Origin of the sequence: Nitratidesulfovibrio vulgaris str. Hildenborough, from assembly GCF_000195755.1 — a bacterium.
In the GTDB taxonomy this organism is placed as follows: domain Bacteria; phylum Desulfobacterota; class Desulfovibrionia; order Desulfovibrionales; family Desulfovibrionaceae; genus Nitratidesulfovibrio; species Nitratidesulfovibrio vulgaris.
This window is the reverse complement of record NC_002937.3, coordinates 32888-56806: the sequence shown is the minus strand read 5'-3', so window position 1 is coordinate 56806 and position 23919 is coordinate 32888. Positions and strand designations below refer to the sequence as shown.

The following is a 23919-nucleotide window of genomic DNA, read 5'->3' as shown; positions in this document are numbered from 1 at the left end:
CGGCGCGCGGCTTTTTTCTTCGCAGGAAGTGAGTATGATGGAACATGCACAGATGAACACGCCCCTCGCTGAACGTTATGCCGCCGTGCGGCACAGGCTGGAAACGGCGGTACGCCGCGCCGGACGCGCCCCTGCCGACGTCACGCTGGTGGCCGTCTCCAAGTACCATCCGGCAGAGGCCGTGGCTGCCGTCGCCGCCCTCGGACAACGCGACTTCGGCGAGAATTACGTGCAGGAGGCCTTGCAGAAGCAGGAGGCCCTCGCCGGAGAGGACATCCTCTGGCACTGCATCGGGCACGTGCAAAGCCGCAAGGCGAAAGATGTGGCAGGGCGCTTCGCCCTCATCCACACCGTGGACTCGGAGAAGCTGGCGCACAACTTGCATAAGGCACTGTGGCGTCCGGAAGACGACACGTGTCCCGTCGTGCAGGATGTGCTCTTGCAGGTGAACATCGGTGAAGAAGTCCAGAAGTCGGGCATCGACGCCGCCGAAACGGCACGCCTCGCCGAAACGGTGCTGCAACTGCCCACCCTGCGCCTGTGCGGACTGATGTGTCTGCCGCCCTTCTTCGACGACGGCGAGGCGGCACGACCGTTCTTCGCGGCGCTACGGAAGCTGCGCGACGACCTTGAGCTTTCCCTCGGAGTGCCCCTGCCGCATCTCTCCATGGGCATGTCAGGCGACTTCGAACAGGCCGTGGAGGAAGGGGCGACCATCGTGCGTGTGGGCACGGACATCTTCGGCCCCCGTCCGCCCAGACCCTGAGCGCCTTCCCGTGCACCTTGGCCTGTGTACGTTGAACTGACGGGATACCGCAGGCCAGCAGTGCCCCGGAGAACACCGGCGGAGGGCGACGGCCAGCGGACAGCTTCGACCGCACGGACTGGACCGCACAGCTTCGCAACGGCAGGACAGGCCAAGAGAAACGGGCAGGACAGAGAAACGGGTAGAACAGGCAAGAACAGGGCGTAGTCGGGCATCATCCACACGTCCGCACACAACCCGCCTGCCGGAAGACCACTGCAAGGAGCGCAACGCGCATGGACTTGGCGACTCTCATAGGACTCGCGGTATCCTTCGGGCTCATCGCCCTCGCGCTGTTGCTGGGCGGCGACCCTCTGCTCTTCGCCGACCTTCCGGCCCTGCTCATCGTCCTTGGCGGGACCATAGGCGCCACGCTGGTCAACTACCCCATCGACGAGGCGTTGCGCATGCTCGCCATCGCCCGCCACGCCTTCAAGGGACATCAGACCTCCAGCGAAGAGGTGCTCAACCAGTTCCTCGACCTTTCCAACCGCGCCCGCCGCGAAGGGCTGCTGGCCCTCGAACCCGCGGTGAGAACGCTGCCCGACCCCTTCATGCGCAAGGGGCTGCAACTCACAGTGGACGGCCTTGAACCGGAGGCCATCGAGGACATCCTGCGCTGCGAGATGGAGAACATGGAGACGCGCCACGAGAGCGGTGCCGCCATCTTCGCCGCCATGGGCACCTATGCCCCGGCCCTCGGGCTCATCGGCACGGTCATCGGCCTCGTGCAGATGCTCAAGCGCATGAACGACCCTTCCACCATCGGCCCTGCCATGTCCGTGGCCCTCATCACCACCTTCTACGGGGCCGTACTGGCCAATCTCGTCTTCCTGCCCCTGGTGGGCAAGCTGCGTCACCGCTCGCGTCAGGAAATCCAGCTCATGGAGATGCAACTGGCCGGCATCCTCGCCATCGCCAGGGGCGAGAACCCCCGCATCATCCGCGAGAAGCTGGTCAGCTTCCAGACCCCGGCCGAACGCCACGCCGAGTAGCGGGAGACAGCATGGCACGTCGGACGGCACGGCGCGTAACACGCACACAAGAGGGCCAACCCGGCTGGCTGCTGACGTACTCCGACCTCATGACGCTGCTGCTGGCCTTCTTCGTCCTGCTGGTCAGCATGAGCACCATCGATGAACGGCGACGACGCATGGTCATCGAATCTGTCTTCGGCGGCATCGGACTTATGCAGACCGGTTCGGGCGAAGCCTCGGGCGACCGCCTCGTCCCCCTGACGGACCCCGACGCACAGCACGATGCCCGGCGCGACCTCGGCCCGCTCAAGGCCACGCTGGACGGGGCGCAGGGCAAGGGTGTCGACTTCTTCGACAACGGCAACGTCCAGATTCTCTCCATCGACGCCGATGTCCTCTTCGGCCCCGGCGAGACCCGCCTTTCGAAAGAGGGTGAACGGCTTCTGGCGACCTTTGCCCCGACCCTGCGCACCATCGAACACCCCCTGCTTGTGGCCGGGCACGCCTCGCCCCCGCGCGATGAACAGGGTGCAGGCTTTCGCCTGCGTGCGGAGGGCACCCTCTCGCCCTCATGGATGCTCTCGCTACGGCGCGCCACCAGCGTATACCGGGCGTTGCGCGACCTTGGCGTCCCGTCGTCGCGTCTCATCCTCGAAGGCTTCGGCGACGGGCACCCGCGGCATGACGCCTTCACGGCCACGGGCCGACGCGCCAACCGCCGGGTCGACCTTGTCCTCGACAAGCGCAACCTCGCGTGGCTGCAACAGCGGCAGGGCACGGCCCGTGAAACGCAATACGACTACAAGGGCTTCCGTTTCGGGCTGGAGTCCCCCGCCCCGGCTGGCAGCCCGCCAGCACCACCCGGTGCCCCCGGCACGACTCCCGACGTCATTCCGGGCACGCCCGACGCTGCGACACCATCTTCATCCACGGCAACGCCACAACTTCCTCGCGCCTTCGACGGGGTAGACGGCAACGGCGAAGTGCGCGCCCCGGCCCTCGGCCCCACGCTGGTACCCGTACGTCCCGGCACCACCGCTGCCCCCGCCGGAGTGAACAGGTTCGCGCCCCCGCCAGAGGTGACCATTCCGGCCCCGTCTCCGGCTTCGGAGGCCGTACCATGAACGCCAACCCCCGCAAGACGCGTCGCAAGCCGCATCAGCACATCCCCCAGCAGGGCTGGATGCTCACCTATTCCGACCTCGTGACGCTGCTGCTTGCCTTCTTCGTGCTGCTTGTCAGCATGTCCTCGGTGGACAGGGTGCAATTCGAGCGCATGGCCTCGTCGTTACGCCAGCCGGGCGACCTTGCGGGCACCCCGGAGGCCCCGAGAACCGACGTCAGCAAACGGCTGCGCGACCTGCTCATGGATGCCGAGGCCCTTTCCGCGAACGCCGTCGAAATCCGCAGCCTGCTCTTTCCCCCGCAGGTGTTGCCCCCGGGTGTGGAGGCACGTACAGTGGAGCGCGATGTGGAGGTGCTGGAGAACCCGGAAGGTGTCGTCATTGCCCTGACACACGACCTGCTCTTCCCGCAGGGACAGGACAGGCTACCCCCGGCGTCCCTCCGGCTTCTGGACACGCTGACGGATGTCCTTGCCGGACTCGACGCGGACGTGAATGTCAGTGCGCACACCGACGCGACCGAAGGCGGGGCCGACCCGTGGGACCTTTCCGACCGTAGGGCCCTGAGCGTGCTGGAACATTTTCTGCAAAGAGGCATGGACCCCGCACGGTTCTCCGTCAGCGGCTACGGCCCCGACAGACCCCTCGACGCCAGCGCCTCGCCCGAGGCGGCACAACGCAACCGGCGCGTCGAGATTCTGGTGAAGACCGCGAAGCGTCCCGGACGCTACGGCTAGCACCGGCAAGACCAAGGAGTATGCACGTGGCTGAAGAGCAGAAGCCCGCCAAGAAATCGAGCAAGGTCAAATGGATCATCCTGCTGCTCGTCCTCCTGCTTCTGGCGGGGGGCGGCGCGGGGGCCTACTGGTGGTTCTTCCTCCGGCAACCTCCGGCGCAGGCGGAACAGGCCGCGACCGAGGCGGACAAGAACGCCACCAAGGGCGCGGGCAAGACCGACACGGCGAAGAGCGAAGGCCGCCTCACCACGCTGCCGCCCTTCCTCGTCAACCTTGCCGACCCTGCGGGCAGACGGTATCTGAAGCTTTCCATGGACGTGGAGGTCAACGCCCCCGCCGCCGTGAAGGAGATAGAAGGGCAGACGGCCAAGGTGCGCGACGCCATCATCCTGCTGCTCTCAGGCAAGTCGTACACCGAACTCGCCGCGCCCGAAGGCAAGCTGCTGCTCAAGAACGAGGTGGCGGACAGGCTCAACCAGATTCTCGGCGCGCCGCGCGTGACGCGGGTCTACTTCACCGAATTCGTCATCCAGTAGCACGACACCAGCACGAGGTATCACCATGGGCAACGACGACATAGATCAAGACCTTCTCGCCCAGCAGTGGGCGGCGGCCCTTGAAGGCGAGGGTGTAGAGGACACCGGCGGCAAGAGCCCCGACGACAAGCTGGCAGAAGAATGGGCAAGGGCTCTGGCGACCGAGGAGCAGGGGCAGTTGCGCAAGGAGAAGGAACAGGCGTTCCTCTCGCAGGCGCAGGAGGCCAAGTTCAAGGATCTGACGGAAGAGTCGCGCGCACCCCGCCCCGATAGCGGCAAGCGCGAGCTCGACTTCATCCTCGACATCCCGCTCGACGTCTCCGCCGAACTGGGGCGCACCCGTCTGCTCATCAACGAACTGCTGCAACTCGGTCAGGGGTCCGTGGTGGAGCTGAACAAGCTCGCTGGCGAGCCGCTCGAGGTCTTCGTCAACGGCAAACTGGTGGCACGCGGCGAAGCCGTGGTCATCAACGAGAAGTTCGGCGTGCGCCTCACCGACATCATCAGCCCCATCGAACGGGTGAAGCAACTTGGCTAACGACATGGCACCCCTTGCTGACAACGCCACGCAGGCGGCCGAGAGCCTCTACCGCGGGTCGGTCGAGGCGATGTCCAACGCAACGACCGATGCCACGACCATGGCGGAAGGCTTCGGTCGCACCGTTGCCGCCGCCAACGCCACCATCGGCGTAGAGGGGGCACAGCACGCCTTCTCGTGGAGTGGCTACCTGCAGGCCATCGGCATCCTTCTGCTTCTTCTCGCTGCCCTGTGGGGCGCGGTATGGCTGCTGCGCCGTTACGGGCCGTTCCGCTTCCTGCCGCAACCGGGCGCGTTCCCCCGTGACGCCCTGCGTGTGGAGGCACAGGTCCCCCTCGGTCAGCGAAAGGGACTCGTGGTGGTACGCTTCTTGGATAGACGATTGCTGCTGGGCGTCACCGACCAGCGCATTTCGCTACTCACGGAGATGGATGCCGACCATGAGCGCAGCACCGACGAAGACTTCGACTCCCTTCTGGAGAAGGCGCAGCACACTCGCCCTCCTGCCCCCTAGCATCGCCGCCCTGCTGGCGCTCACCGCCGTGGCGGCCATGGCCGCGCAGGATGTGGTCATGCCCACCATGCAGCTGACGCTGGCGGCAGGGCGCACCGAACCGGAGAAGGTTTCGCTCACGCTCGAAATCCTCTTCATGCTCACGGTGCTTTCGCTGGCCCCCGCCATCATGCTGACGGTGACCAGCTTCACCCGCATCATCATCGTCTTCCATTTCGTGCGTCAGGCGTTGGGCGTACAGGCCCTGCCGCCCAGTCAGGTGCTCGCCAGCCTTGCCATTTTCATGACGGTGGTCATCATGACCCCCGTGGGCAAAGAGATCAACGACAACGCCCTGCAACCCTACCTGCGCGAGGAGATAGGCTTCAACGAGGCCCTGAAGAAGGCCGAAGCCCCCATGCGCACCTTCATGTTCAAGCATACGCGCGAGAAGGACCTCTCGGTCTTCTACGCCGTCACCAAGATGGAACAGCCCCGAAGCAAGGACGACGTGCCCACCATCATGCTGGCGGCGGGCTACGTCATCAGCGAACTCAAGACGGGCTTCACCATCGGCTTTCTCATCTACATCCCGTTCCTCATCCTCGACATGGTCATCTCCAGCATCCTACTTGCCATGGGCATGATGATGCTGCCCCCCATGATGGTCTCCATGCCGTTCAAGCTGCTGCTGTTCGTCATGGTCGACGGATGGGGGCTGCTGGTGGGGTCGCTCGTCAACAGCTTCATGGTCTGACCGGGAGGACGGAAACATGACACCGGAATTCGTCATCGGCTTCGCGAGACAGTCCATCGAACTGGCGCTGCTCATCTCCATGCCCATTCTTGGCGTGGGGCTGGCGGTGGGCGTCGTTGTCAGCGTCATTCAGGCCGCGACCCAGATTCAGGAGATGACGCTCTCGTTCATCCCCAAGGTGGTCTCCATCTTCATTGCGGTGCTGGTCAGCTTTCCTTGGATAATGGACAAGATGGTCACCTTCACACGTGAGGTATTCCTCAACATCCCCAATTATATCAGGTGACCATGCCAGCACGACAATGCCGTGACGGCGCACTCCATCAGGGTGCGACGGTACGGTGACCCGCCCCGTCTCCGCAAGACCGCACCTTGCGGTTGCAACGGATGACGCCCTCGCCCCGCATGGAACCTCCTGCCTCAAAATGAATGCCCCCGCTACGTCGTCGACGCAGCGGGGGCATCTACATCTGTCATGCTGCCGGTGGTACGGCCGTCGGCCTATCCGCCTGTCTGCACTCCGGGCTACCGGTCACGCAGCAGGGGCGCGGCAAAGCAGCCCAGCAACAGCGCCCCGGCCTGCGCCACGTTGAACGAATCGAAATCGCGCAGCATGGGGATGTGCAGCAGGGTATCGCACCGCTTGGCCACATTGGGGCGTATGCCCTTGTCCTCGTTGCCGAGAACGAGCACGCAGGGTGTCCGCAACGTGGCGGTGAAGGCGTTGACACTGCCTTCGCCGCACATGGCACCGTAGATGGCGTACCCCGCTTCGGCGGCCTCGTCGAGGGCGCGCGCGAGGTTGGCCACACGGGCCACGGGCAGCTTCTCCAGCGCCCCCGCTGCGGCCCGGTGCGCACCGGCCCCGAGATAGGCGGCATTGTGACGCGGCACGATGAGTCCCGCACCGCCGAGGGCATAGAGGGAACGCGCCAGCGTACCCGCGTTGCCGGGGTCCTGCACCTGGTCAAGGGCGATGATGAGCGGCAGCGGTGCGTCGGGGGCATCTTGCAGCAGGTCGTCGAGTTCGACGTAGCCCGCCTCGAAGAGACGAGCCACCACACCCTGATGTCCGCCAGCGTAAAGCTTGTCCAGCACCTGCCCTTCCACCAGCGAGAAGCGCACGCGCATCTCCCGGCACAGGTCCATGAGGCGGTCGGTGTCCGGTGTACGGCGCCCACGACGTATGAACACCGTATCGATGCGCGCCGGGTCGGATGCCAGCAGTTCGAGGACGGGCTTCAGCCCCGGCAGCACGGGCTGGTCGGTCGCCACGACAGGCGCACCCTGCGCGGTGTCGGCAGCGGTGTCGTCATGCCGTTCGTCGACCGGCGGCCTGCCCTGCGGCATGGCCTCCACGTCCGCAGCAGGGCGTTCGTCGAACCGGGGGGCATCACCGTCAGGGAGCATGGCATAGGCATAGGGCCCTCGCGACGTGCGGCCTCCGGTCCCGGCAGGGCGTTCCGCATCGCGGCGTGGCCGGTCGTCACGCGGTGCGCGACGTTCACCTTGCGGGCCACCAGCACCCCGGCGCTGTCCGCCACGGGCTTCGCCACGCCCCTCACCCGTCCCGGTCGCACCTGACTTGCGCCGTCCGCGCCCGCTGTCTCCGCCATCGCCGTCGCCGGTGCGACGGTCGCCCCCGTCTCGCCGTTGTCCATAAGGCCGCTGTTTCATGGCTGCTTGTCCGAAATTATAAGCTATGGATTGTTGCCTTGCATAAAGGCTTGGGATAGGCTTGAGCGCCTACATTACAGCAGGTATCCTCGTTCCGCTTCTTACGCAAGCGGACTCCCGACCCCCTCACCACGGAACCGACATGCAGCGAACCCGCCGCCGCTACAGAATATCCCCGGCCCGCAGGCTTCTTCTGATGATGCTGGCCCTTGTCGCCCTCTCCATCTCCGTATCGGGCTGTGCTACGCGCAAGCCCCTTTCTTCGCTTCCCGCCGACAAGGAGACGGCCTGCCCCGCGCCGGAGAAATCCTCCGGCAGCAGTGACGAGGTGGTCGAACTCGCCATCCCCCCCGTGGATGACGGCCTGCCCCTCTCGCCCGCAGAACAGGCCGCGCTGGCATCCACCGGCGAGGTCGACCGCAACCTCTCCCCTGAAGACTACCGCGCCGTCGTCCTGCATTTCAAATACTACACCCACAGGGCGCGCGGCACCATGGAGCGTCTGGCCCGCCGTTCGCAGAACTATCTGCCCTACGTCCGCGAAGTGCTTCGCAAACGCGGCCTGCCCGAAGAACTGGCCTATCTCGCCATCGTCGAGAGCGGGTACAACCCCAATGCCGTCTCGTCGTCCGGTGCCGTGGGCATCTGGCAGTTCATGCCCTACACCGGCAAACTCTACGGCCTCGACTACGACTGGTGGATAGACGAACGCCGCGACCCCTACAAGGCCACCCATTCCGCCGCGTCGTACCTTGCCAAGCTCTATGGCGACTTCAACGACTGGCACCTCGCCCTCGCCGCCTACAATGCCGGTGAGGGCAAGATAGGTCGCGCGCTTGCCGGGACGGGGGCCAAGGGCTTCTTCGAACTGGTGCGCCGGAACGAGAGCCTCGACGAGAAGGCCCGCCTCAAGGACGAGACCAAGCAGTACGTGCCCCGGTTCATCGCCATCACCAAGATCATGCGCAACCTCCAGTCGCTCGGTTTCGCCCCGCTCGACACCTCGTGCGCCATCCGGCCCGTCGAGGTGCGTGTCCGCCCCGGTACGGACCTCATGGCCCTTGCGCAGGCTTCCGGCATGAGCTGGGCGTCCTTCTCCGACCTGAACCCGGCTTTCCGGCGCTATGTCAGCCCGCCTGACGCCCACTCCGTCATCTATCTTCCGGAGGCACGCCGCGAAGCGGCCCTCGCCTACCTCGCCAAACCGCAGACCCGCAACTATGCAGGCTGGCAGCCCTACACCGTGCGCAAGGGCGACACGCTGGAGCGCGTCGGCAAGCGCGCCGGGGTTCCCGTATCGGTGCTGAAGCAGGTCAACAAGGTGCGCAGCAACAACCTCAAGGTCGGCAGCACACTGCTCATCCCCGGCGGTACGCATCACGAACCCGACACCGGGCCCGCGATCAAGCGCGCCCTTGCCGAACGCCGCGGCAGCTACATCGTGAAACAGGGCGACACCCTCTACAGCATCGCACGCACACAGGGCGTCGAACTGAACACCCTGATGCAGGCCAATGGCATGGCAGAGGCGCACACCCTGCGCGTGGGGCAGAAGCTCTACATCCCCGGCGGGTCCGAAGCGCCTGCGCCGCAGCCTGTCGCGACAAGCAAGCCGGAGAAGCCGCAGGCCCCTGTGGCACGCGCCACATCCACCCCGGAACCCCGCCAGCTGGTCGCCAGCGTGACCGCCATGCCCGTATCAGCCGCCAAGGCCCCCTCGCGCAGCGCAGGGCCCTCCGCCGCCGTCAAGACGAAGACCGTCACCTACAAGGTGCAGCAGGGTGACACCATGTGGGCCATCGCCCGCAAGTTCAATGTCCACCCCAAAGAACTGATGCGCCAGAACAGGCTCGAAATGGATACGGTGTTGCGGCCCGGCGACTCCATCACCGTGACGCAGGAATAGCCTGCCTACAGGGCCGTTGTCGTCCGCCGGTGCACGGCGGCGCGAGAATCGATGGCACGAGGGGCTTCCCGGCGGAAGCCCTCGCCTGATGAAGGACACCTGAAGTCCGGCCGCCCTGACTGGGACTCGCGAAAGCGCAGGTTCGCAAGCCACACCGGACAGACCGCGGACAAGGCGCCACGCGGCCCCGGCCTACATGGCAGGGCACCAGTCCGTGAGCACGCCAAGGGCCCGCCCATCCATCCACGCCCGGAGTTCATCCGCTGTGCGGACGCCGTCGGTGATGACGGCACGGTACAGGTCGATGGAAAGACAGTCGGGGGCCATTCCCTGCTCACGCAGGGCCTTGAGGCGCAGGATGGCGAGGCGCATCTCATGTGTCATGGCATTCCGTAGCGGGGTCACGAGATGCTCACCCCGGGGAAGGGAATACCCCTCGTCAGCCGACCACATGTCGACCTTCCACTCCGTGCCGCCGTGCGTGAGGATGCGCAGGCGCCAGTACAAGGCGGCATCCGCCTCCTGCAGGAAGTTGCCGTACTCCGCCCCCACGACCCTGTATCGCCCGTCCACAGCAACCGCACTACAGGCGGCAAGCACAGCGAATCCATCCTCGACGCGCAGCGCGGGGCAGTAGACTTCGAGGTCGATGTCGGGCCCCCACACGAGGTCGTGCGCGACCGCCCCCACCAGCACGGGCCGCCCATGGGCCGACCAGCGTTCCAAGAGCCCCAGTGCCCCCATGATGGAGAGGGCCTCTTCCCGGCGCGCCCGTGAACGCTCCAGCAATTCCGCATCCGTCATCATCCCGTCCTCCATGACGGGTCACCACTCGCGGGGCGTAGCCACGCAACAGCGCGCGGTCCCTGTCCGCAATCCCGCAAGGTGACACGCGGCCTACATCGCACAGCAAGGGCCTGTCGTCCACGCAGGACAGACACGCTTCACAGACGCTTTCGGGCCGAATGGAGGAAGGACAGACGGCACTAGACCCGTCCCGTCAACCTCTCGCCATCTGTAGCTGCTACGGGAGCGCACTCGCTCTCCTGCTGACAGAACACGCACAGGCGCGTGGCCGGAGAGGCCTTGAGGCGCGCGACGGGGATGTCTTCGCCGCACCCTTCGCATACCCCGTAGTCGTAGGCTTCAAGACGGCGCAGGGCGTTCTCCAGCAACCCGATGCGATGCTCCGCCCTGTGCAGCAGGGTGACGGAAAGGGCCATCTCGGCAAGGCGCGAGGCGAACTCGTTCTCGTCGGCGCAGGGTTCGTAGCCGCCCATGATGGCGGCGCGGCGCAAAGAGTCGAGTTCTCGCTGAAGGTGGTCACGGATGTCGCTACGCTGGCGGTCTGTCATGGCGGTATCCTCATTCGTGGCTGAGAGTGGATGCCGGCAGAAGGCCCGGAGGTCGGTCAACCGGACGACCTCGCGACCAGCCACCATCAGGCAGAGGCCCCTTCGGGCTGCCGGACTGGCTGGCGTCACGGAAGGACGGTCAGGCCCTGCCCTGCGCCCCATGCGGCGACGACCACGCGCCGCCTGCCGGACCTGGAGCATCGCCCCTGATAGCCTGCACAGCGCGCCGGGGCATGACGCTCCGGTGACGCATGGCGGACGTTCCCGTGTCGCCGCGGGCGTCACACAGCTTTCATCTCCCGGTCACCATCCGTACATGGAGCCCCCCTAGACGGGTAGACGCAGCATCGTAACGTCCAACAAGGAGCGCACCATGCTTCAGGCCGACATGCCCGCCGCCGATTCCGTCACTCATACAGGCACCCACGCCGCCATCCGCCCCGCCCCCACCTTTCTGCCACAGGCCGCACAGCGCCTGCCGGGTGCCCTGCGCGGCCCCCTGCTGTCACTGCTGGGCCTCAACCGTCTTGCCGTCCTCTACGACTCGCTCCCGCGCCATGAGGCCCCGGCACACTTCGCGGGGCTGGCCCTCGAAGCGCTCGGAGTCTCCCTGCAGATGGAGGGGGCCGGACGCGAGGGCATTCCCGCCAGCGGCCCGCTGGTGGTTGTCGCCAACCACCCCTTCGGTGCGCTCGAAGGTCTTCTGCTTGCCCACGCCCTGCTTCCGGTTCGACCCGACCTGCGCTTTCTGGCCAACTACATGCTCTCTGCCGTGCCAGAGATGCGCGGCCTGTGCATCAGCGTAGACCCCTTCGGCGGCAAGGACGCGGCCAGACGCAATGTCGCGGCCCTGCGCGAGGCCATGCGCCATGTGGAGGCCGGCGGGGCGCTGGCGGTGTTCCCCTCCGGCACGGTCTCGCACCTGCAACCCTCGCGGCGTGCCATCACCGACCCTGCCTGGCACCCCAACGTGGGGCGTCTCGTCCACCGCACCGGGGCCGATGCCCTGCCGGTGCATTTTCATGGACGCAACAGCCTGTTCTTCAACCTTGCCGGCCTGCTGCACCCTGCCGCACGCACCGCGCTGCTGCCCAAAGAACTGCTCAAGAAACGCGACTCTGTCGTCACCTGCACCGTGGGCCGCGTCATCCCCTCCGCCACCATGCGCGACCTCCCCGGTGACGAGGAACGCACCCGCCACCTGCGGATGCGCTGCTACGGGCTGGCCCCGGCCCCACGCAAGGTGCTCCCGCTCTTTCCCCGGCCCCGCCCGCGTTCTGTACAACCCGTGGCGACGCCGCGCGCCCCGTCCCTCATCAGGGACGCCGTACATGCACTGTGCGAAAGCCCTGCCTTTCTACTTTCGGAGGGCGGCTATTCGCTACTGGAGACCGACGCAGCCGCAGCCCCCGACCTGCTGCACGAAATCGGACGACTGCGCGAAGAGACCTTCCGTGCCGTGGGCGAAGGTTCAGGCAAGGCACTCGACCTCGACCCGTTCGACGCCACCTACCGGCACCTCATCCTCTGGCACGAGGGCGATGGACGTATCGCCGGGGCATACCGCTTCGGCGAGGTCGACCGCATCCTCGCGGCACAGGGGGTGAAGGGGCTGTACAGTTCGACGCTCTTCCGCTTCAGGCCGGGCTTCTTCGCCCTGCCCGGCAGTGCCCTTGAACTGGGACGGGCCTTCGTCCATGCCGACTACCAGCGCGACTACGCCCCCCTGCTCCTGCTCTGGAAAGGGCTGGCGCGGTGCGTCCTGCGTCGCCCCGGTGTCCGGCGCATGTTCGGCCCGGTGAGTGTGAGTCTCGGCTATTCGCCGTACTCGTTACAGGCCATCATCGACTGGATGCTGCGCCACAGCCGCTGCCCTGTGTGTTCCCCGCTGGTGAAGGGCCGCGTCGCCCCGCGCCTGCGCCAGCCGGGGGCGACCACGCCGCCCCGTACAGAGGGCCTCGACTACAACGGGCTTTGCTCGCTGGTGCGCGACATGGAAGGCGGCCCTGGCGTTCCCATCCTCTTCAAGCACTACCTCAGACTGGGCGGCAGAATCGCCACGTTCCACTGCGACCGGGCCTTCGGGTCGCTGGACGCCTTCCTGTCCATCGACCTCGCCTCCACCCCGCGCCGCATGCTTGCGCGCTACATGGGTGAGGAGGGGCTCGCGTCCTTCGAGGCATCCAAGCAACGGGCCGACGCCGCAGCACGACGCACCGGGTGACAGCATGCACGGCGAGAACGCTTCACCGCGTGGTCCGGGCTTCACGGCCTGGACGCTCAACATGGCCCGCATCCTGTGCAGAGGCCGAGACATGAACCGGTTATGGGGTGAAGGAGCCCCCGTGACGGAACAGGCCTCCCCCCTCGCAACGGCGCATGCTGCACCGCAACGCCCCCCGGGCCTCTCAAACATCCCGCACAGGCATCGCATCCACCATATCCTGCGCCGGAGGCCAGCGGGCGAAGACGCCATGGACATGCGCCATGCTGTGCACATGGTTGACTTCACGGCGTCCACGGGGGACTCTGGGATGACGCATCATGCAGGAGAGGTCACCATGCTTTACGTCGTCAGTGCCTGTCTTGCGGGTGTCTCATGCCGCTTCGACGGCGGGCACACCCCGCGGGAACAGGTCATCGAACTGGTCAGGCAAGGGCTTGCGCTGCCCGTATGTCCCGAACAACTGGGCGGACTTCCCACGCCGCGCCCGCCGTGTGAGATTCGTGAGGGGCAGGTCGTCACCATAGATGGCGAGGACGTCACGGAGGCCTTCGAACGGGGTGTCGTCGAAGGGGTGCGCCTTGCCGTCATGGCGGGCTGCACCGAGGCCATCCTCAAGGCCCGCTCGCCCTCGTGCGGCTGCGGTCACATCTACGATGGCACATTCTCCGGTCGACTCGTCCCGGGAGACGGCGTCTTTGCCAAAGCCCTCCGTGCGGCGGGCATCAGCGTCCGGCCCGACGATTCGCTCTGACCCCCTTCTTGTGCAATTGTGCAAAGGCCGTTTGTGCATCACCATGCACAAACGGCTTTGCACATGGCACAGCCTCACGCCACAAATCGCTGCAACACGCTGAAATTGCAGATATTCAAATTGTGGCACGCTATCTGCTTATACTCTTTCAACAAACGTGAGAGACCCGGAGACCCGCACGATGCACCGATTCGCAGCCACGCTCATCTGCACAGCCCTGCTGACCCTGCCCGCCGCGGTGGGCCATGCGAAGCCTGCGGCACAGAACGCGACAGCGTGCACCGGCAAATCGCTGCAACAGATGGTTGCGGAACTTCCCGGAGACAGACAGGCGGCAGCGCAGAAGCTGTTCAACCAGTATAGCGTCACCATCCACAAACTCGTGGAACAGGAGAAGGACGCACGCGAAGCGCTGGATGCCGTCCTGACGGATACCGCCGCCACTCCCGAGGCGGTGGAACAGAAGACCCGCGAACTCATCGAGTCGCAGGGGAGCATCATCAGGGAACGTGTGGCGTTCCGCATGCACCTTGCGACAGAGACCGGCATCAGGCTTCCCTTCCAGATGTCAGGTGCGGGTGTCGGACTCCACGGAAGCGGTTGCGGAGACGATGGCGACTGTCCCGGCAGCCGATGAGATACTGAGACTGGACGCATGACCCAAGGGCGGACCTCCTCCCGTCCCGAAGGCGACTCCCGGGGGCCCGTGGCCCCCGAAAGCAGACGAAGCGCGGCACAGCCGCGATACGATAGATTGAGACAACGACGACCCTCCTCCCCTTGCTGATGAACCCGGACGGCGGGACAGCCCACCCGCCGTCCACTTACCGAACCCCTTACCTGACCGATCCTCCTTCACATGAGACCCCGGCCCCGCCGGGGTTTCGTGTTATCAGCCCAAGGCGCTGCGGTGGGCTTGACCCACCGGAGGCCCACGGACGAAGGCGGCTCGTCCCGGCGTGACAGGGCGCAACAGGGCGAGAGCGCCACGCACGTTGACGCACGGCCTTTTCCCGGCGTAGCATACCGCAACCCACCACAGGAGCACACATGGACAGCTACATCGTTCGCGGCATCCTCATCGGCGGTTCCGTCGGGGTCATCGCCGCGCTTCTCGGCTTCAGCGACAGTATCCCCCGCGCCTTCGGCGTAGGCATGGTGGGCGGCTTCTTCGCAGGCATCACACTCGAAAGCAGGCGCCGCAAACGCCCTTCCGGGAAGTAGACATGAAAAGGCCGTTCCGGTTTCGGGACGGCCTTCGGTTTGCTGGAGGCACCCCGTCACCGGAATGCAACGGGCTGCACCTGACGGCACCGGGGCCATGACACCCCGCTTGCCCAGTCATGCCCGGCATACTGTACAATGCCCTCTCATCCTTACGGTCTCGCCCGGTCACAGGCTTCACCCAGTCCGTCGGGGGTCTGTCACCTCTTCCCTTCCGCACCTGACGAGACACGCATAAGCCCCGGCAGGACAGCCATGGCTCACTCTGCCCGACTGTCCTTCACACCCGCGACCCCCCTTCTCCACAACGCAAAGGCCGCCCCGAGGAACAGGGCGGCCTTCTCTTCTTGCGATTATTCTGGATAGTGGCTGGCTGCGGGCACGTCCGCTATTTCTTGGCCCCCGCCTTCTCCAGTGCCATGTCCACGGCATCGGAGAACAGGTCGAGGGGCAATGCGCCACGCACCACGAGGTCGTTGACGAGGAAGTACGGAGTGCCCTGCACGCCCAGCTTGCGCGCCTCGGCCATGTCCTCCTCGATGAGCGCCTTGACCTTGCGGCCCTTGATGTCGGTGGCAAGGCGCTGCATGTCCAGCCCCGCCTCCTGTGCGACCTTCTTGAGGAAGGGTTCACCCTCGGTCACAAGACGGTCGCGGTCGGCGAAGACGGCCTCGTACAGCTTCCACGCCTTGGCAGGGTCCTGAAGCGAGGCGGCCACGTAGTAGTTGCTGGCGGTGCGGGCGTTCTCGTGCGTCTCAAGCGGCATCTGCTTGAAGACGTAGCGCACCTTGCCCTTGTAGTTGGCAAGCAGCATCTCCACCGTGCCTGCGGCCTGCTGGCAGTAGGGGCAGGTGAAGTCCGAGTAGGCGACCACGGTCACCGGGGCGTTGGCCTCGCCACGCACGGGCCTGTCGGCGAGATTGACCTTCTTGGGGTCTTCGAGGTCGGTCTTCCACTGGGCGACCAGCACCTTGCGTCTACGCTGGTTGGCGCCCTGCTGGGCAATCTCCAGCACCGTCTCACTGTGTTCGCGCAACACTTCCAGAACGAGGTCGGGATTGTCACGCAACAGGGTGCGCAGGGTCTCTTTCAGTTCATCGCGATTGTCGGCGGCCCCTGCCACGGGGACAAGAGTCAGCACGATAAGCAGGGTGGCTAGCAGTCTCTTGAACATGGAACCTCCACTTGGCTTCGTCCTGTCTCTGTACAGGCGCAGCCACTCCGAAGCAAGCGGCGGAACAGGCGCTGACGCCATCTGTCACGCCGTTGGCACGTGCAGGACGGCAGAGGGGCACCCCACCCGGTCCCCTCCCCATGCGCATCAGCAGCGTGGGGGCGGGCCGGAAGGCACAGGACGACGGGCCAGCACATCATCCAGCGCAGTCAGCGGCACACAGGTGATGCCCATGGCGCGCATGTCGTTGATGTTGGACTCCGCCACGCCGGGCGTCCGGGCGGAACAGGCATCGGTGACCACGACGACATCATAGTCGAGGGCGAAGGCGTCCACGGCCGTCCCCCTGATGCAATTGGGATACTGGGTCCCCGACACCAGCAGGGTATCGACCCCGCGACGGCGCAGCAGCATGTCGCATTCCGTACCCATGAAGGCGCTGAAGCGGGTCTTCACCAGCACCGTCTCGCCGGAGGCAGGTTCAAGACCCGCGACAATCTCCGCACCGGGCGTGCCCGCGACGCATAGCCCCCCGCCCTCCAGAAAGAGATGCTCACGACTCTTCTCGGCGTCGCTACCGTCGGCACGATGGGCGCGCACCACATGCAGCACCATCCAGCCCTCGGCACGCGCCTTTGCCAGCAGACCGGCGATGACGGGCACTGTGCCCATGGCCCCCTCCACGCAGGCGGGGGCACCGGGAAGGACGAAGTCGTTCTGCATGTCGATGATGGCAAGGGCTACGGTACGGTTTCTGGTCATGCCGCCTCCTGTGATGTGTGGGATGTGCGAAGCCGCAACGGCAGCGCATGGGCAAAGGGCCATATGGCGTCGCACGGGCCATGGCCGACGCGACACGGGGTGTCCCTGCGCCATCCGACGAAAGGGGACTCCTCACCCGCCGCAGCGGAATGCACATACCATGGCACGCAGACGGCGACGTGGCCTCTTCGTGTGGCCTGTTCAGATGCAACATGCCACAGCACCGCCCGCAAGGCCACCCGCCGAAGCCCAGGGCATTCACAGGGTCATGGCAGACCGAAGAACAGACGCCCGACCGCCACTGTCGCCATGCCTGCGGCAACGGTCCCGAAGAAGCTGCCCGTGAACCGCATCACCAGCAGCGTGGGCACGGCGGCCAGCAGGTAGAGGTTGTCAGCGGCCACATGCAGCGCACCGTCACGCAGCAGAAGGTCGGGGGCCAGCAATGCCGCCAGCACGGATGCAGGCACGAACCCTAGCCATCGCGCCAGTGCGGGGTTGAGCGGGCGCGACGCCAGAAGGGCCATGGGCAGTACGCGGGGCAGATAGGTCACGGTGGCCATGCCCGCGATGCACAGGATGATTTGTTCGTCAGTCAGCATGTGCCCCTCCCTCACCGCCGGGGGTTCCCATCTCCTCACGGGTGGTGGACGTCTTGCCGACGGGCAGCAGACTCACCAGCGTAGCTGCGCACACCGTGGCCAGCATCACGTTCCAGCGCCCCGCGCCGGAGAGGGCGAAGCCCACCGAACACGCCCCCGCCACCAGCGCGGCGAACAGGTGGGCACGGCTGCGGCACTGCGGCAGCAACAGGGCGATGAACATGGCGGCCAATGCATAGTCCAGCCCGAGGGGACGCACATCCGCCACCAGCGTGCTGCAGAACACGCCGAGGGCCGAACCGCCCACCCACGCGGCATGGGCGGTGACGTTGCAGGCGAAGACGGCGGCCCGCGACGGGTCATCGGCCTCTCCCCGCAACGTGGAGACATGCACTGCGAAGGTCTCGTCCGTCATCTCCGCGCTGAAGAGGGCCTGCCGCAACAGCCCCCAGTCACGCAGGCGAGGCGCCAGCGCGGCGGACATGAGCAGGTGACGCAGGTTGACCACGAACGTGGTGAGCACCACCGAAGCCAGCGGTGCGCCGCCGCCGATGAGCCCCACCGCGATGAGCTGTCCCGACCCGGCGAAGACGAACAGCGACATGGCGAGCGCCCCCCATGCCGGAATGCCGCTCTTGAGGGCGAGCACCCCGAAGGCGAACCCCACGGGCACGTAGCCCAGCACGATGGGAAAGGCCCTGCGTACCCCTTCGCCGATCCCCTGCATCAGGGGGGCGTCACCGCTTCGGCCGCGGCACACATCCCGTGCACCGCCGCACCCGGTCGGCCCATGCCCGGAAACCCCACGCTCGGGCCCGGCGTGTGCAGAAGACAGGGGCGCAGCCCCCTGACGAGCAGGCCCCTCATGCCCTGCCCAGCTTCGGCCTGCCGTCCCGTCACCGGGTACTCCCTCACCGGGGGTCTTCGCCCCGCTCGCCCCTTGCCGCTCCCCGTACGGGAGCGCGCCGTCGCACATACGTCCGTCATCTTCCATGACGCGTCTCCCTGCTGTTCGTGGACTGTCGCCTGAGCATGTTCATGCGCATACGGCATGTCTTCATGCACCCGGAACACACGGTGCGTAGCACCAGAAGACCATAAGGCCCTCATACTTGCGAGTATCGACGGATGCTGTCATGATGACAGATACAGTTTTTACACAAAGCGAGCAGTACAGATGCCCCCCCGCCCCCCACGCGACGGCGAAAGCCCCTTCGCCTACCATCAGGTCGAACGACACGTCACCCGCATGATCGAAGACGGACGCTGGCGCACCGGCGACCGCCTGCCCTCGTTGCGGCAGATAGCCACCAGCATGGGCGTCTCCATCGCCACGGTGGTGCACGCCTACACCGAACTCGAACGCAAGGGCGTCATCGAGGCACGGCCCCGGTCGGGCCATTACGTCGGTGCGGCCATCAGCGCGCTGCCGACCCCTGCGGCGCGGGAACAGGCGCTTGCAGGGCCACGGGTCGTCAACCGCAGCCGCCTCATCAGCACCGTCCTCGAAGCGGTGGGCAACCATGAACTGGTGCCCTTCGGCGTGCTGTGTCCCGACACCTCGCTGCTGCCCCTCAAGGCGCTGGTGCGCATCATGGGCGAGACCATGCGTTCGGCACCGCAGGTGGCCACGGGGTACGAGACGGTGCAGGGCAATGCCGAACTCAGGCGACGTATCGCATGGCGCATGGGAGAATGCGGCATGGACGTCTCCGCGGAGGGGCTGGTCATCACCACCGGGGCGGTGGAAGCGCTCTACATCGCCCTACGCGCCCTCACCCGCCCCGGCGACATCGTGGTCATCCAGTCGCCCACCTACTACTGCTTCCTGCAACTGCTCGAAACGCTGGGGCTGCGGGCCATCGAAGCCCCGAGTTCACCCGAGAAGGGCATCGACCCCGAGGCCGTACGGCACATCGTGGACAGGCACCGCGTCGCATGCTGCATCTTCTCGCCCAACTTCAACAACCCCGACGGCAGCCTCACCCCTGACGACGCCAAGCGGGAGATACTGGACATCCTCGCCCCGCGCGGCATCCACGTCATCGAGGACGACGTCGCCGCCGACCTGCACTACGGGCCGGTGCGTCCCTCCACCTTCTCGCAGTACGACAGGCACGGTCTGGTGACGCTGTGCTCCTCGTTCTCCAAGACCGTGGCACCCGGCTTCCGGGTCGGCTGGATGGCACCGGGACGCATCTTCGACAAGGCCATGGAAGTGAAGGCCACCACCAACGTGTGCTGCCCAACCCCCACACAGATGGCGCTGGCGCGGTATCTCGAACAGGGGCTTCTGCAACGCCACCTGCGCCGCCTGCGTACCGCGCTGGTGCGTCAGATGGAGGCCATGCGCCAGACCATCGCATGCAGCTTCCCCGAAGGCACGAGCGCGACGCGGCCCCTCGGCGGGGGCGTGCTGTGGGTGCGCCTGCCCGAAGGCACCGATGGCACAGAACTCTTCTACCGCGCCCGCGACGCCGGTATCGCCATCGCCCCCGGTTCCATCTTCAGCACGCAGGACAGCTATACCAACTACGTGCGTCTGGGCTGCAACGGCGTATGGGACGACCGCATGGCGCAGGGGCTGCGCACCCTCGGTGAACTGGCGCGCCTGTGCACGCCGGAAGCGAGGGCCCTCGCCCCGCAGGGCGACACGACCGGAGGCTGTGACGTGCGCTGACCGTCTGGCCTCCAGACGCCCGTGTACGAAAAGCCCGGCAGGATGCCGGGCTTTTATGTTGATGGCCCCCGTCTGCGAGGGCTCTCTTCGCGGAATCGGTACGCTCACAGGTGGCTGGCGACCACCTTGGGGAGGGTGCGGCACGTCACCGTCCATGACACCTCCGCAAGGTGCCACCGCCTCCAGACGACAGCCGCAAGGACAAGCGTTGCCGGACAGCGTGTTCAAACGGACTCGCGCTGTATCCGGAAGCCCCTTTCACTCCTTGCATTCGCCGCGCCGTGGCGAACCCCACTTCCTGCTAGCTACCGCCCCAGAGGGTCGACGTCAGATTCCAGCGATGCGAAAAGTTCCCTGTCGTAAGGACCGAACTCCCCGGTATCCGCCACGCGGGTGAAGAACTCGACGCGCCCGTAGCGACGCAGCCGTTCCTCTGTCACGCCGTGGCTGGCATACCACCCGGCGCGGGGTTGAGGTGCCCTGCTTTCCGTGAGGTCGTACACCGCCTCGCCGGCTTCGCACCATGCATGGACGACCCACCGTCCCTGCATGTGCAGCCAGCCATGGACGACGACCGCGTCCTCGCACTCGCTGGCGACTTCCAGCGTCGCCTCGAAGCTTTGCGGCATATGGTGCGCGCCCTTGCAACCGCATTCGCCGTGGTCGTGGTGGTCGTGTCCGCAGCCGCATTTTCCATCATGTTCGTGCATGGTAAGGCTCCTTGAAGATGATGGCATGACCGCGTCCGAAGCCGGGGCGGTCTTGTCGGGTGGGGCGGCGCAGCTAGGCGCCCGGGCCGTCAAGGGCGAGGTAGACCGCCCCGAGGGCGTTGCCCACATCATAGTGTTCAGGAAAGCAGATGTCGGTGCGCAAGGTCTCGGCCACTCCCGGCAACAGATGCCGCGCCGCGGCACCGATGCCCACCACCGGGACGTTGAGCCCCACCTCGATGCGCAGCAGGGCGTGTTCACGCCGATGCGCAAGATAGCCGGCAAGATTGCCGCCCACTTCGCGGCTGGCCACATGCGCCACCAGCGCATCCTCGATGCGACAGCGGGTTGCCGCCACCACGCGGCGTGCAGCCTCAAGGCCATCGCAGCCAAGGGCCTGCCCCAGCGCAGCCGCCCCCCTTGCGGCGGCGTCCGCATCGCCGAAATCGAGCAGGCCAAGCACGTGGAGGGCGTCGGTGGGCGTGAAGCCCGCCTCGCATACGGCCTGACGCCGCACCAGGGCCGCCACTTCCTGCTCAAGCGTTATCTCCGGCATGGCGAGGGCGCGCATGACAGCCCCCGGCGGCATGGGGCCGCGCGTCCGCAAGAGGTCGAGCACCGGACTGGCATGACCTGCGTCATGGCATTTCGCCACGGGCACAAGGCAGCGGCATCGCCGCTTGGCCCCCAGCCAGCCCTCGGGACCGCCGGGGTCGGGCAGCGCACCCGCCATGCACAGGGGCAGCACCCGCTGGGGGCCCACATGCAGGGACAGGTCTTCCATGATGCGCACGAGGCTGTCTCCGCCGATGCCCACCGTGAACATCTCCACCGCCTGCACATGCGTCACCCAGTCGCCCACGACCATCCCCCCTGCCGCAAGCACGGGCTTGCCGTCGTGCAGCAAGGTCACGTCGGTGGTCGTGCCGCCCACGTCCACGATGAGGGCATCACCGCTGGCGACCCCGGCACCGAACACCGCCGTGGCGGCAGGCCCGCTGGCCACCGTCGACGCGGCACTGCGCAGCGCGTCGGCAAGGGGCATCACCGTGGCGTCGCCCCGCACCACCACGACCTCGGCATCGATGCCGATACGTTGCAGGGCCGCGTTCATACCGTCCAGAAAATCACGCATGACGGGCAGAAGACGGGCGTTGAGCACCGCAGTGGCGGCACGTTCCTGCATCCCGGCACGGCTGCTGACCTCGTGCGAACAGAATACGGGGCTCTTGTCCACGGCGGCGATGGCGCGCGCCGCCACAAGTTCGTGTGTGGGGTTGGCGAAACTCATGAGGCTGCACACCGCATAGGCATCGACGCGCCCCCGCATGGAGACGACAGCGTCCAGCAACGGTTCGAGGGCCAGCGGCTCCTGTTCCGTACCGTCGATGCGGTGCCCGCCGGGAATATGCCTGATGGCGGCGGCACCCGGCACCTCGATGCGGTTGCCCCAGCCGATGACGATGAGCCCCACGGCCTGGTCGGCCACACCCTCGACCACGGCGTTGGTGGCAAGCGTGGTGGAAACCGCCACCCGGCCTATGGCTACGGGCGAGACACACCCGTCGGGCATGATAAGCGCGGCATCTATCGCCCTGTCACACCCGCGGGCTGCCGGTTCCAGCACGGCGTGCAGGGCCTGTTCCATACCCACACTGAGATCGAAATGGGTGGTGGGGCGCTTGGCAGACGCCACGACCGCCCGTGTGGCGCAGTCCACCAGCACGGCGTCGGTGTACGTTCCGCCGGTATCGACACCTATGATGAAGGGACGTTGCGAAGCCATGTTCTACTCTCCTCCTGCCGGAAGGTGCGTGCTCTTCGGGTGAGGCTGACAGGCGGGGTCTGGCCTGACGCGCCTGCCACGTCATCCGGCCCGCAAGGTCTTACCTGTGGTGCGCGGGCAAGGCAATGCGGCATCATAGGCGCGACCCCGACCCGTCACCCTGAAACCGTCGTGCCGGACCATTTGTCCAGACCACTTGTCCAGACCACTGGTCTGCACCCTGCCCCATACCGTCGCAGTCTGAACCGCACGGCACGGACAGGCCCCTTCACGCGCCAGACGGGCTGTCCCAACGGCTTCGGCGATCGTTCGCGGCCCTGCGGACACCGGCGGTGGCGACCGCCGCACACCGGTCATCCGGTCTGGCATGCCTCGATCACGCCAGACGCACCCCGTTCGCCACCGGGCGTTCGGGAACGGCGAGCACCACCGAACCATCGGCCTGGACAAACCCCGTCACGAGGAACTCCGACCTGAACGGCCCTATCTGGCGGGGAGGGAAGTTGACCACCCCCACGACCTGACGGCCCATGAGGTCCTCTGCGGCATACAGATGCGTGATACGCGCGCTGGATTTGAGCACGCCGAGTTCGTTGCCGAAATCGACCCACACCTTCCATGCCGGAATGCGCGCTTCGGGAAAGGGTTCCACGCGTACCACCGTCCCGGCGCGAATCTCCACAGCCTCGAAATCATCCCAAGTGATGGTGCGTCGCGTATCGGGCGGCGACGCCACTTCCTGTTCCCCGCTCATACGACCTCCTGTGCAGGCTATACTACCGCCACTGCCGGGGCAGATGCATGTGATGCATGGGAGCGACCGACCGGCTGCACCCCCCTCTTGTGGCTGCAACAGTAATCAATTCGGGCCTGATGCCTGCGGGAACATACCCCTGTATGGAGAGTACCCGCAAGGATGGGCCACGGTGATGCCTGCCAAGGCGGGTCGGCGGGGGCGCAGCGCGGGTCTTCACTCCGCCGAGCCTGTGCCACCCCTCTGTTTCACACATGCATTGAACAGGGCTGTGCGCCCCACGGCCCGAAAAGGCCCGTCGCCCGCCAAGCTAGGCCCCGCCTTGTTTGCGACCACTTCGGTAT

Annotated in this window: 25 protein-coding genes; 15 read left to right on the top strand and 10 right to left on the bottom strand. The window is 66.3% G+C overall.

The window, feature by feature from the left end; genetic code table 11:
* The first annotated feature begins 37 nt into the window (after positions 1 to 37).
* From DVU_RS00240 to fliQ, 9 genes are all read left to right on the top strand, one after another.
* Complete coding sequence (locus DVU_RS00240; RefSeq protein WP_010937362.1) at positions 38 to 766, top strand: YggS family pyridoxal phosphate-dependent enzyme; 729 nt, start codon at positions 38 to 40, stop codon at positions 764 to 766.
* A gap of 275 nt (positions 767 to 1041) precedes the next feature.
* Entirely contained in the window at positions 1042 to 1800 is a 759-nt protein-coding gene (locus tag DVU_RS00235) for a motility protein A (protein WP_010937361.1), read from the top strand.
* Between the two features lie 11 nt (positions 1801 to 1811).
* Complete coding sequence (locus tag DVU_RS00230; RefSeq protein WP_010937360.1) at positions 1812 to 2906, top strand: OmpA/MotB family protein; 1095 nt, start codon at positions 1812 to 1814, stop codon at positions 2904 to 2906.
* On the top strand, positions 2903 to 3643 hold the full coding sequence (locus tag DVU_RS00225; protein WP_010937359.1) for an OmpA/MotB family protein: 741 nt from the start codon (positions 2903 to 2905) through the stop codon (positions 3641 to 3643). The genes DVU_RS00230 and DVU_RS00225 overlap by 4 nt, the downstream gene beginning before the upstream one ends.
* 26 nt (positions 3644 to 3669) lie before the next feature.
* On the top strand, positions 3670 to 4179 hold the full coding sequence (locus DVU_RS00220) for a flagellar basal body-associated FliL family protein (RefSeq protein WP_011793169.1): 510 nt from the start codon (positions 3670 to 3672) through the stop codon (positions 4177 to 4179).
* Positions 4180 to 4204: 25 nt separating this feature from the next.
* Positions 4205 to 4717, top strand: a complete 513-nt coding sequence (gene fliN, locus DVU_RS00215) for a flagellar motor switch protein FliN (protein ID WP_010937357.1) — start codon at positions 4205 to 4207, stop codon at positions 4715 to 4717.
* On the top strand, positions 4710 to 5231 hold the full coding sequence (gene fliO, locus DVU_RS00210; protein ID WP_010937356.1) for a flagellar biosynthetic protein FliO: 522 nt from the start codon (positions 4710 to 4712) through the stop codon (positions 5229 to 5231). Before fliN ends, fliO begins: the two co-directional genes overlap by 8 nt.
* 37 nt (positions 5232 to 5268) lie before the next feature.
* Positions 5269 to 5967 carry a flagellar type III secretion system pore protein FliP gene (fliP, locus tag DVU_RS00205; RefSeq protein ID WP_014524186.1) on the top strand — a complete coding sequence of 233 codons (699 nt, stop codon included), beginning with the start codon at positions 5269 to 5271 and terminating at the stop codon, positions 5965 to 5967.
* 16 nt (positions 5968 to 5983) lie between these two features.
* Entirely contained in the window at positions 5984 to 6253 is a 270-nt protein-coding gene (gene fliQ, locus DVU_RS00200) for a flagellar biosynthesis protein FliQ (protein ID WP_010937354.1), read from the top strand.
* Positions 6254 to 6492: 239 nt separating this feature from the next.
* Here fliQ and DVU_RS00195 read toward each other — a convergent pair whose 3' ends face one another.
* Positions 6493 to 7644: a TrmH family RNA methyltransferase gene (locus DVU_RS00195; RefSeq protein ID WP_010937353.1), complete on the bottom strand. Its 1152-nt coding sequence runs from the start codon at positions 7642 to 7644 to the stop codon at positions 6493 to 6495.
* 142 nt (positions 7645 to 7786) lie between these two features.
* Here DVU_RS00195 and DVU_RS00190 point away from each other — a divergent pair, with 142 nt between their 5' ends.
* Positions 7787 to 9550, top strand: a complete 1764-nt coding sequence (locus DVU_RS00190; RefSeq protein ID WP_010937352.1) for a LysM peptidoglycan-binding domain-containing protein — start codon at positions 7787 to 7789, stop codon at positions 9548 to 9550.
* 192 nt (positions 9551 to 9742) lie between these two features.
* Here DVU_RS00190 and DVU_RS00185 read toward each other — a convergent pair whose 3' ends face one another.
* Positions 9743 to 10357 carry a hypothetical protein gene (locus tag DVU_RS00185; RefSeq protein ID WP_010937351.1) on the bottom strand — a complete coding sequence of 205 codons (615 nt, stop codon included), beginning with the start codon at positions 10355 to 10357 and terminating at the stop codon, positions 9743 to 9745.
* A gap of 179 nt (positions 10358 to 10536) precedes the next feature.
* Positions 10537 to 10905 carry a TraR/DksA family transcriptional regulator gene (locus DVU_RS00180; protein WP_014524184.1) on the bottom strand — a complete coding sequence of 123 codons (369 nt, stop codon included), beginning with the start codon at positions 10903 to 10905 and terminating at the stop codon, positions 10537 to 10539.
* Positions 10906 to 11278: 373 nt separating this feature from the next.
* Here DVU_RS00180 and DVU_RS00175 point away from each other — a divergent pair, with 373 nt between their 5' ends.
* The 4 genes from DVU_RS00175 to DVU_RS16670 all read left to right on the top strand — a co-directional run bounded on the left by DVU_RS00175 (position 11279) and on the right by DVU_RS16670 (position 15107).
* Positions 11279 to 13129, top strand: coding sequence for a lysophospholipid acyltransferase family protein (locus DVU_RS00175; protein WP_010937349.1), 1851 nt, complete (start codon positions 11279 to 11281; stop codon positions 13127 to 13129).
* A 337-nt stretch (positions 13130 to 13466) separates the two neighbouring features.
* A complete protein-coding gene (locus DVU_RS00170) occupies positions 13467 to 13883 on the top strand; it encodes a DUF523 domain-containing protein (RefSeq protein WP_010937348.1) in 417 nt (138 codons plus the stop codon).
* Positions 13884 to 14064: 181 nt separating this feature from the next.
* A complete protein-coding gene (locus DVU_RS00165; protein ID WP_010937347.1) occupies positions 14065 to 14520 on the top strand; it encodes a hypothetical protein in 456 nt (151 codons plus the stop codon).
* 413 nt (positions 14521 to 14933) lie between these two features.
* Positions 14934 to 15107, top strand: a complete 174-nt coding sequence (locus DVU_RS16670) for a hypothetical protein (protein ID WP_010937346.1) — start codon at positions 14934 to 14936, stop codon at positions 15105 to 15107.
* A 388-nt stretch (positions 15108 to 15495) separates the two neighbouring features.
* Here the strand turns inward: DVU_RS16670 and DVU_RS00160 are convergent, their stop codons facing one another.
* From DVU_RS00160 to DVU_RS00145, 4 genes are all read right to left on the bottom strand, one after another.
* Entirely contained in the window at positions 15496 to 16281 is a 786-nt protein-coding gene (locus DVU_RS00160) for a DsbA family protein (protein ID WP_010937345.1), read from the bottom strand.
* Positions 16282 to 16428: 147 nt separating this feature from the next.
* A complete protein-coding gene (locus tag DVU_RS00155; protein WP_010937344.1) occupies positions 16429 to 17043 on the bottom strand; it encodes a cysteine hydrolase family protein in 615 nt (204 codons plus the stop codon).
* 266 nt (positions 17044 to 17309) lie between these two features.
* Positions 17310 to 17645, bottom strand: a complete 336-nt coding sequence (locus DVU_RS00150) for an AzlD domain-containing protein (RefSeq protein WP_010937343.1) — start codon at positions 17643 to 17645, stop codon at positions 17310 to 17312.
* Positions 17635 to 18372, bottom strand: coding sequence for an AzlC family ABC transporter permease (locus tag DVU_RS00145; protein ID WP_011793177.1), 738 nt, complete (start codon positions 18370 to 18372; stop codon positions 17635 to 17637). Before DVU_RS00145 ends, DVU_RS00150 begins: the two co-directional genes overlap by 11 nt.
* Positions 18373 to 18822: 450 nt before the next feature.
* On the opposite strand from DVU_RS00145, the gene DVU_RS00140 reads away from it, so the two are divergent.
* The gene (locus DVU_RS00140; RefSeq protein ID WP_010937341.1) at positions 18823 to 20325 is read left to right on the top strand and encodes an aminotransferase-like domain-containing protein; all 1503 of its coding nucleotides are present in this window, start codon (positions 18823 to 18825) and stop codon (positions 20323 to 20325) included.
* Between the two features lie 305 nt (positions 20326 to 20630).
* Here the strand turns inward: DVU_RS00140 and DVU_RS00135 are convergent, their stop codons facing one another.
* From DVU_RS00135 to DVU_RS00125, 3 genes are all read right to left on the bottom strand, one after another.
* Entirely contained in the window at positions 20631 to 21035 is a 405-nt protein-coding gene (locus DVU_RS00135) for a hypothetical protein (protein WP_011793178.1), read from the bottom strand.
* 73 nt (positions 21036 to 21108) lie between these two features.
* Complete coding sequence (locus DVU_RS00130; RefSeq protein ID WP_010937340.1) at positions 21109 to 22821, bottom strand: hydantoinase/oxoprolinase family protein; 1713 nt, start codon at positions 22819 to 22821, stop codon at positions 21109 to 21111.
* Positions 22822 to 23197: 376 nt separating this feature from the next.
* Entirely contained in the window at positions 23198 to 23575 is a 378-nt protein-coding gene (locus tag DVU_RS00125; RefSeq protein ID WP_010937339.1) for a tRNA-binding protein, read from the bottom strand.
* Positions 23576 to 23919: the final 344 nt, after the last annotated feature.

Excerpts from the sequence above, each read along its gene's own strand:
- DVU_RS00240 (WP_010937362.1), top strand. The coding sequence starts at position 38 with ATGGAACATGCACAGATGAACACGCCCCTCGCTGAACGTTATGCCGCC.
- DVU_RS00140 (WP_010937341.1), top strand. The coding sequence starts at position 18,823 with ATGCCCCCCCGCCCCCCACGCGACGGCGAAAGCCCCTTCGCCTACCAT.
- DVU_RS00135 (WP_011793178.1), bottom strand. The coding sequence starts at position 21,035 with ATGCACGAACATGATGGAAAATGCGGCTGCGGACACGACCACCACGAC.
- DVU_RS00165 (WP_010937347.1), top strand. The coding sequence starts at position 14,065 with ATGCACCGATTCGCAGCCACGCTCATCTGCACAGCCCTGCTGACCCTG.
- DVU_RS00185 (WP_010937351.1), bottom strand. The coding sequence starts at position 10,357 with ATGATGACGGATGCGGAATTGCTGGAGCGTTCACGGGCGCGCCGGGAA.
- DVU_RS00170 (WP_010937348.1), top strand. The coding sequence starts at position 13,467 with ATGCTTTACGTCGTCAGTGCCTGTCTTGCGGGTGTCTCATGCCGCTTC.
- DVU_RS00190 (WP_010937352.1), top strand. The coding sequence starts at position 7,787 with ATGCAGCGAACCCGCCGCCGCTACAGAATATCCCCGGCCCGCAGGCTT.
- DVU_RS00225 (WP_010937359.1), top strand. The coding sequence starts at position 2,903 with ATGAACGCCAACCCCCGCAAGACGCGTCGCAAGCCGCATCAGCACATC.
- fliN (WP_010937357.1), top strand. The coding sequence starts at position 4,205 with ATGGGCAACGACGACATAGATCAAGACCTTCTCGCCCAGCAGTGGGCG.
- DVU_RS00180 (WP_014524184.1), bottom strand. The coding sequence starts at position 10,905 with ATGACAGACCGCCAGCGTAGCGACATCCGTGACCACCTTCAGCGAGAA.
- DVU_RS16670 (WP_010937346.1), top strand. The coding sequence starts at position 14,934 with ATGGACAGCTACATCGTTCGCGGCATCCTCATCGGCGGTTCCGTCGGG.
- DVU_RS00150 (WP_010937343.1), bottom strand. The coding sequence starts at position 17,645 with ATGCTGACTGACGAACAAATCATCCTGTGCATCGCGGGCATGGCCACC.
- DVU_RS00130 (WP_010937340.1), bottom strand. The coding sequence starts at position 22,821 with ATGGCTTCGCAACGTCCCTTCATCATAGGTGTCGATACCGGCGGAACG.
- DVU_RS00145 (WP_011793177.1), bottom strand. The coding sequence starts at position 18,372 with ATGCAGGGGATCGGCGAAGGGGTACGCAGGGCCTTTCCCATCGTGCTG.
- DVU_RS00230 (WP_010937360.1), top strand. The coding sequence starts at position 1,812 with ATGGCACGTCGGACGGCACGGCGCGTAACACGCACACAAGAGGGCCAA.
- DVU_RS00160 (WP_010937345.1), bottom strand. The coding sequence starts at position 16,281 with ATGTTCAAGAGACTGCTAGCCACCCTGCTTATCGTGCTGACTCTTGTC.
- DVU_RS00195 (WP_010937353.1), bottom strand. The coding sequence starts at position 7,644 with ATGAAACAGCGGCCTTATGGACAACGGCGAGACGGGGGCGACCGTCGC.
- DVU_RS00125 (WP_010937339.1), bottom strand. The coding sequence starts at position 23,575 with ATGAGCGGGGAACAGGAAGTGGCGTCGCCGCCCGATACGCGACGCACC.
- DVU_RS00155 (WP_010937344.1), bottom strand. The coding sequence starts at position 17,043 with ATGACCAGAAACCGTACCGTAGCCCTTGCCATCATCGACATGCAGAAC.
- fliQ (WP_010937354.1), top strand. The coding sequence starts at position 5,984 with ATGACACCGGAATTCGTCATCGGCTTCGCGAGACAGTCCATCGAACTG.
- DVU_RS00235 (WP_010937361.1), top strand. The coding sequence starts at position 1,042 with ATGGACTTGGCGACTCTCATAGGACTCGCGGTATCCTTCGGGCTCATC.
- DVU_RS00175 (WP_010937349.1), top strand. The coding sequence starts at position 11,279 with ATGCTTCAGGCCGACATGCCCGCCGCCGATTCCGTCACTCATACAGGC.
- fliP (WP_014524186.1), top strand. The coding sequence starts at position 5,269 with ATGGCCGCGCAGGATGTGGTCATGCCCACCATGCAGCTGACGCTGGCG.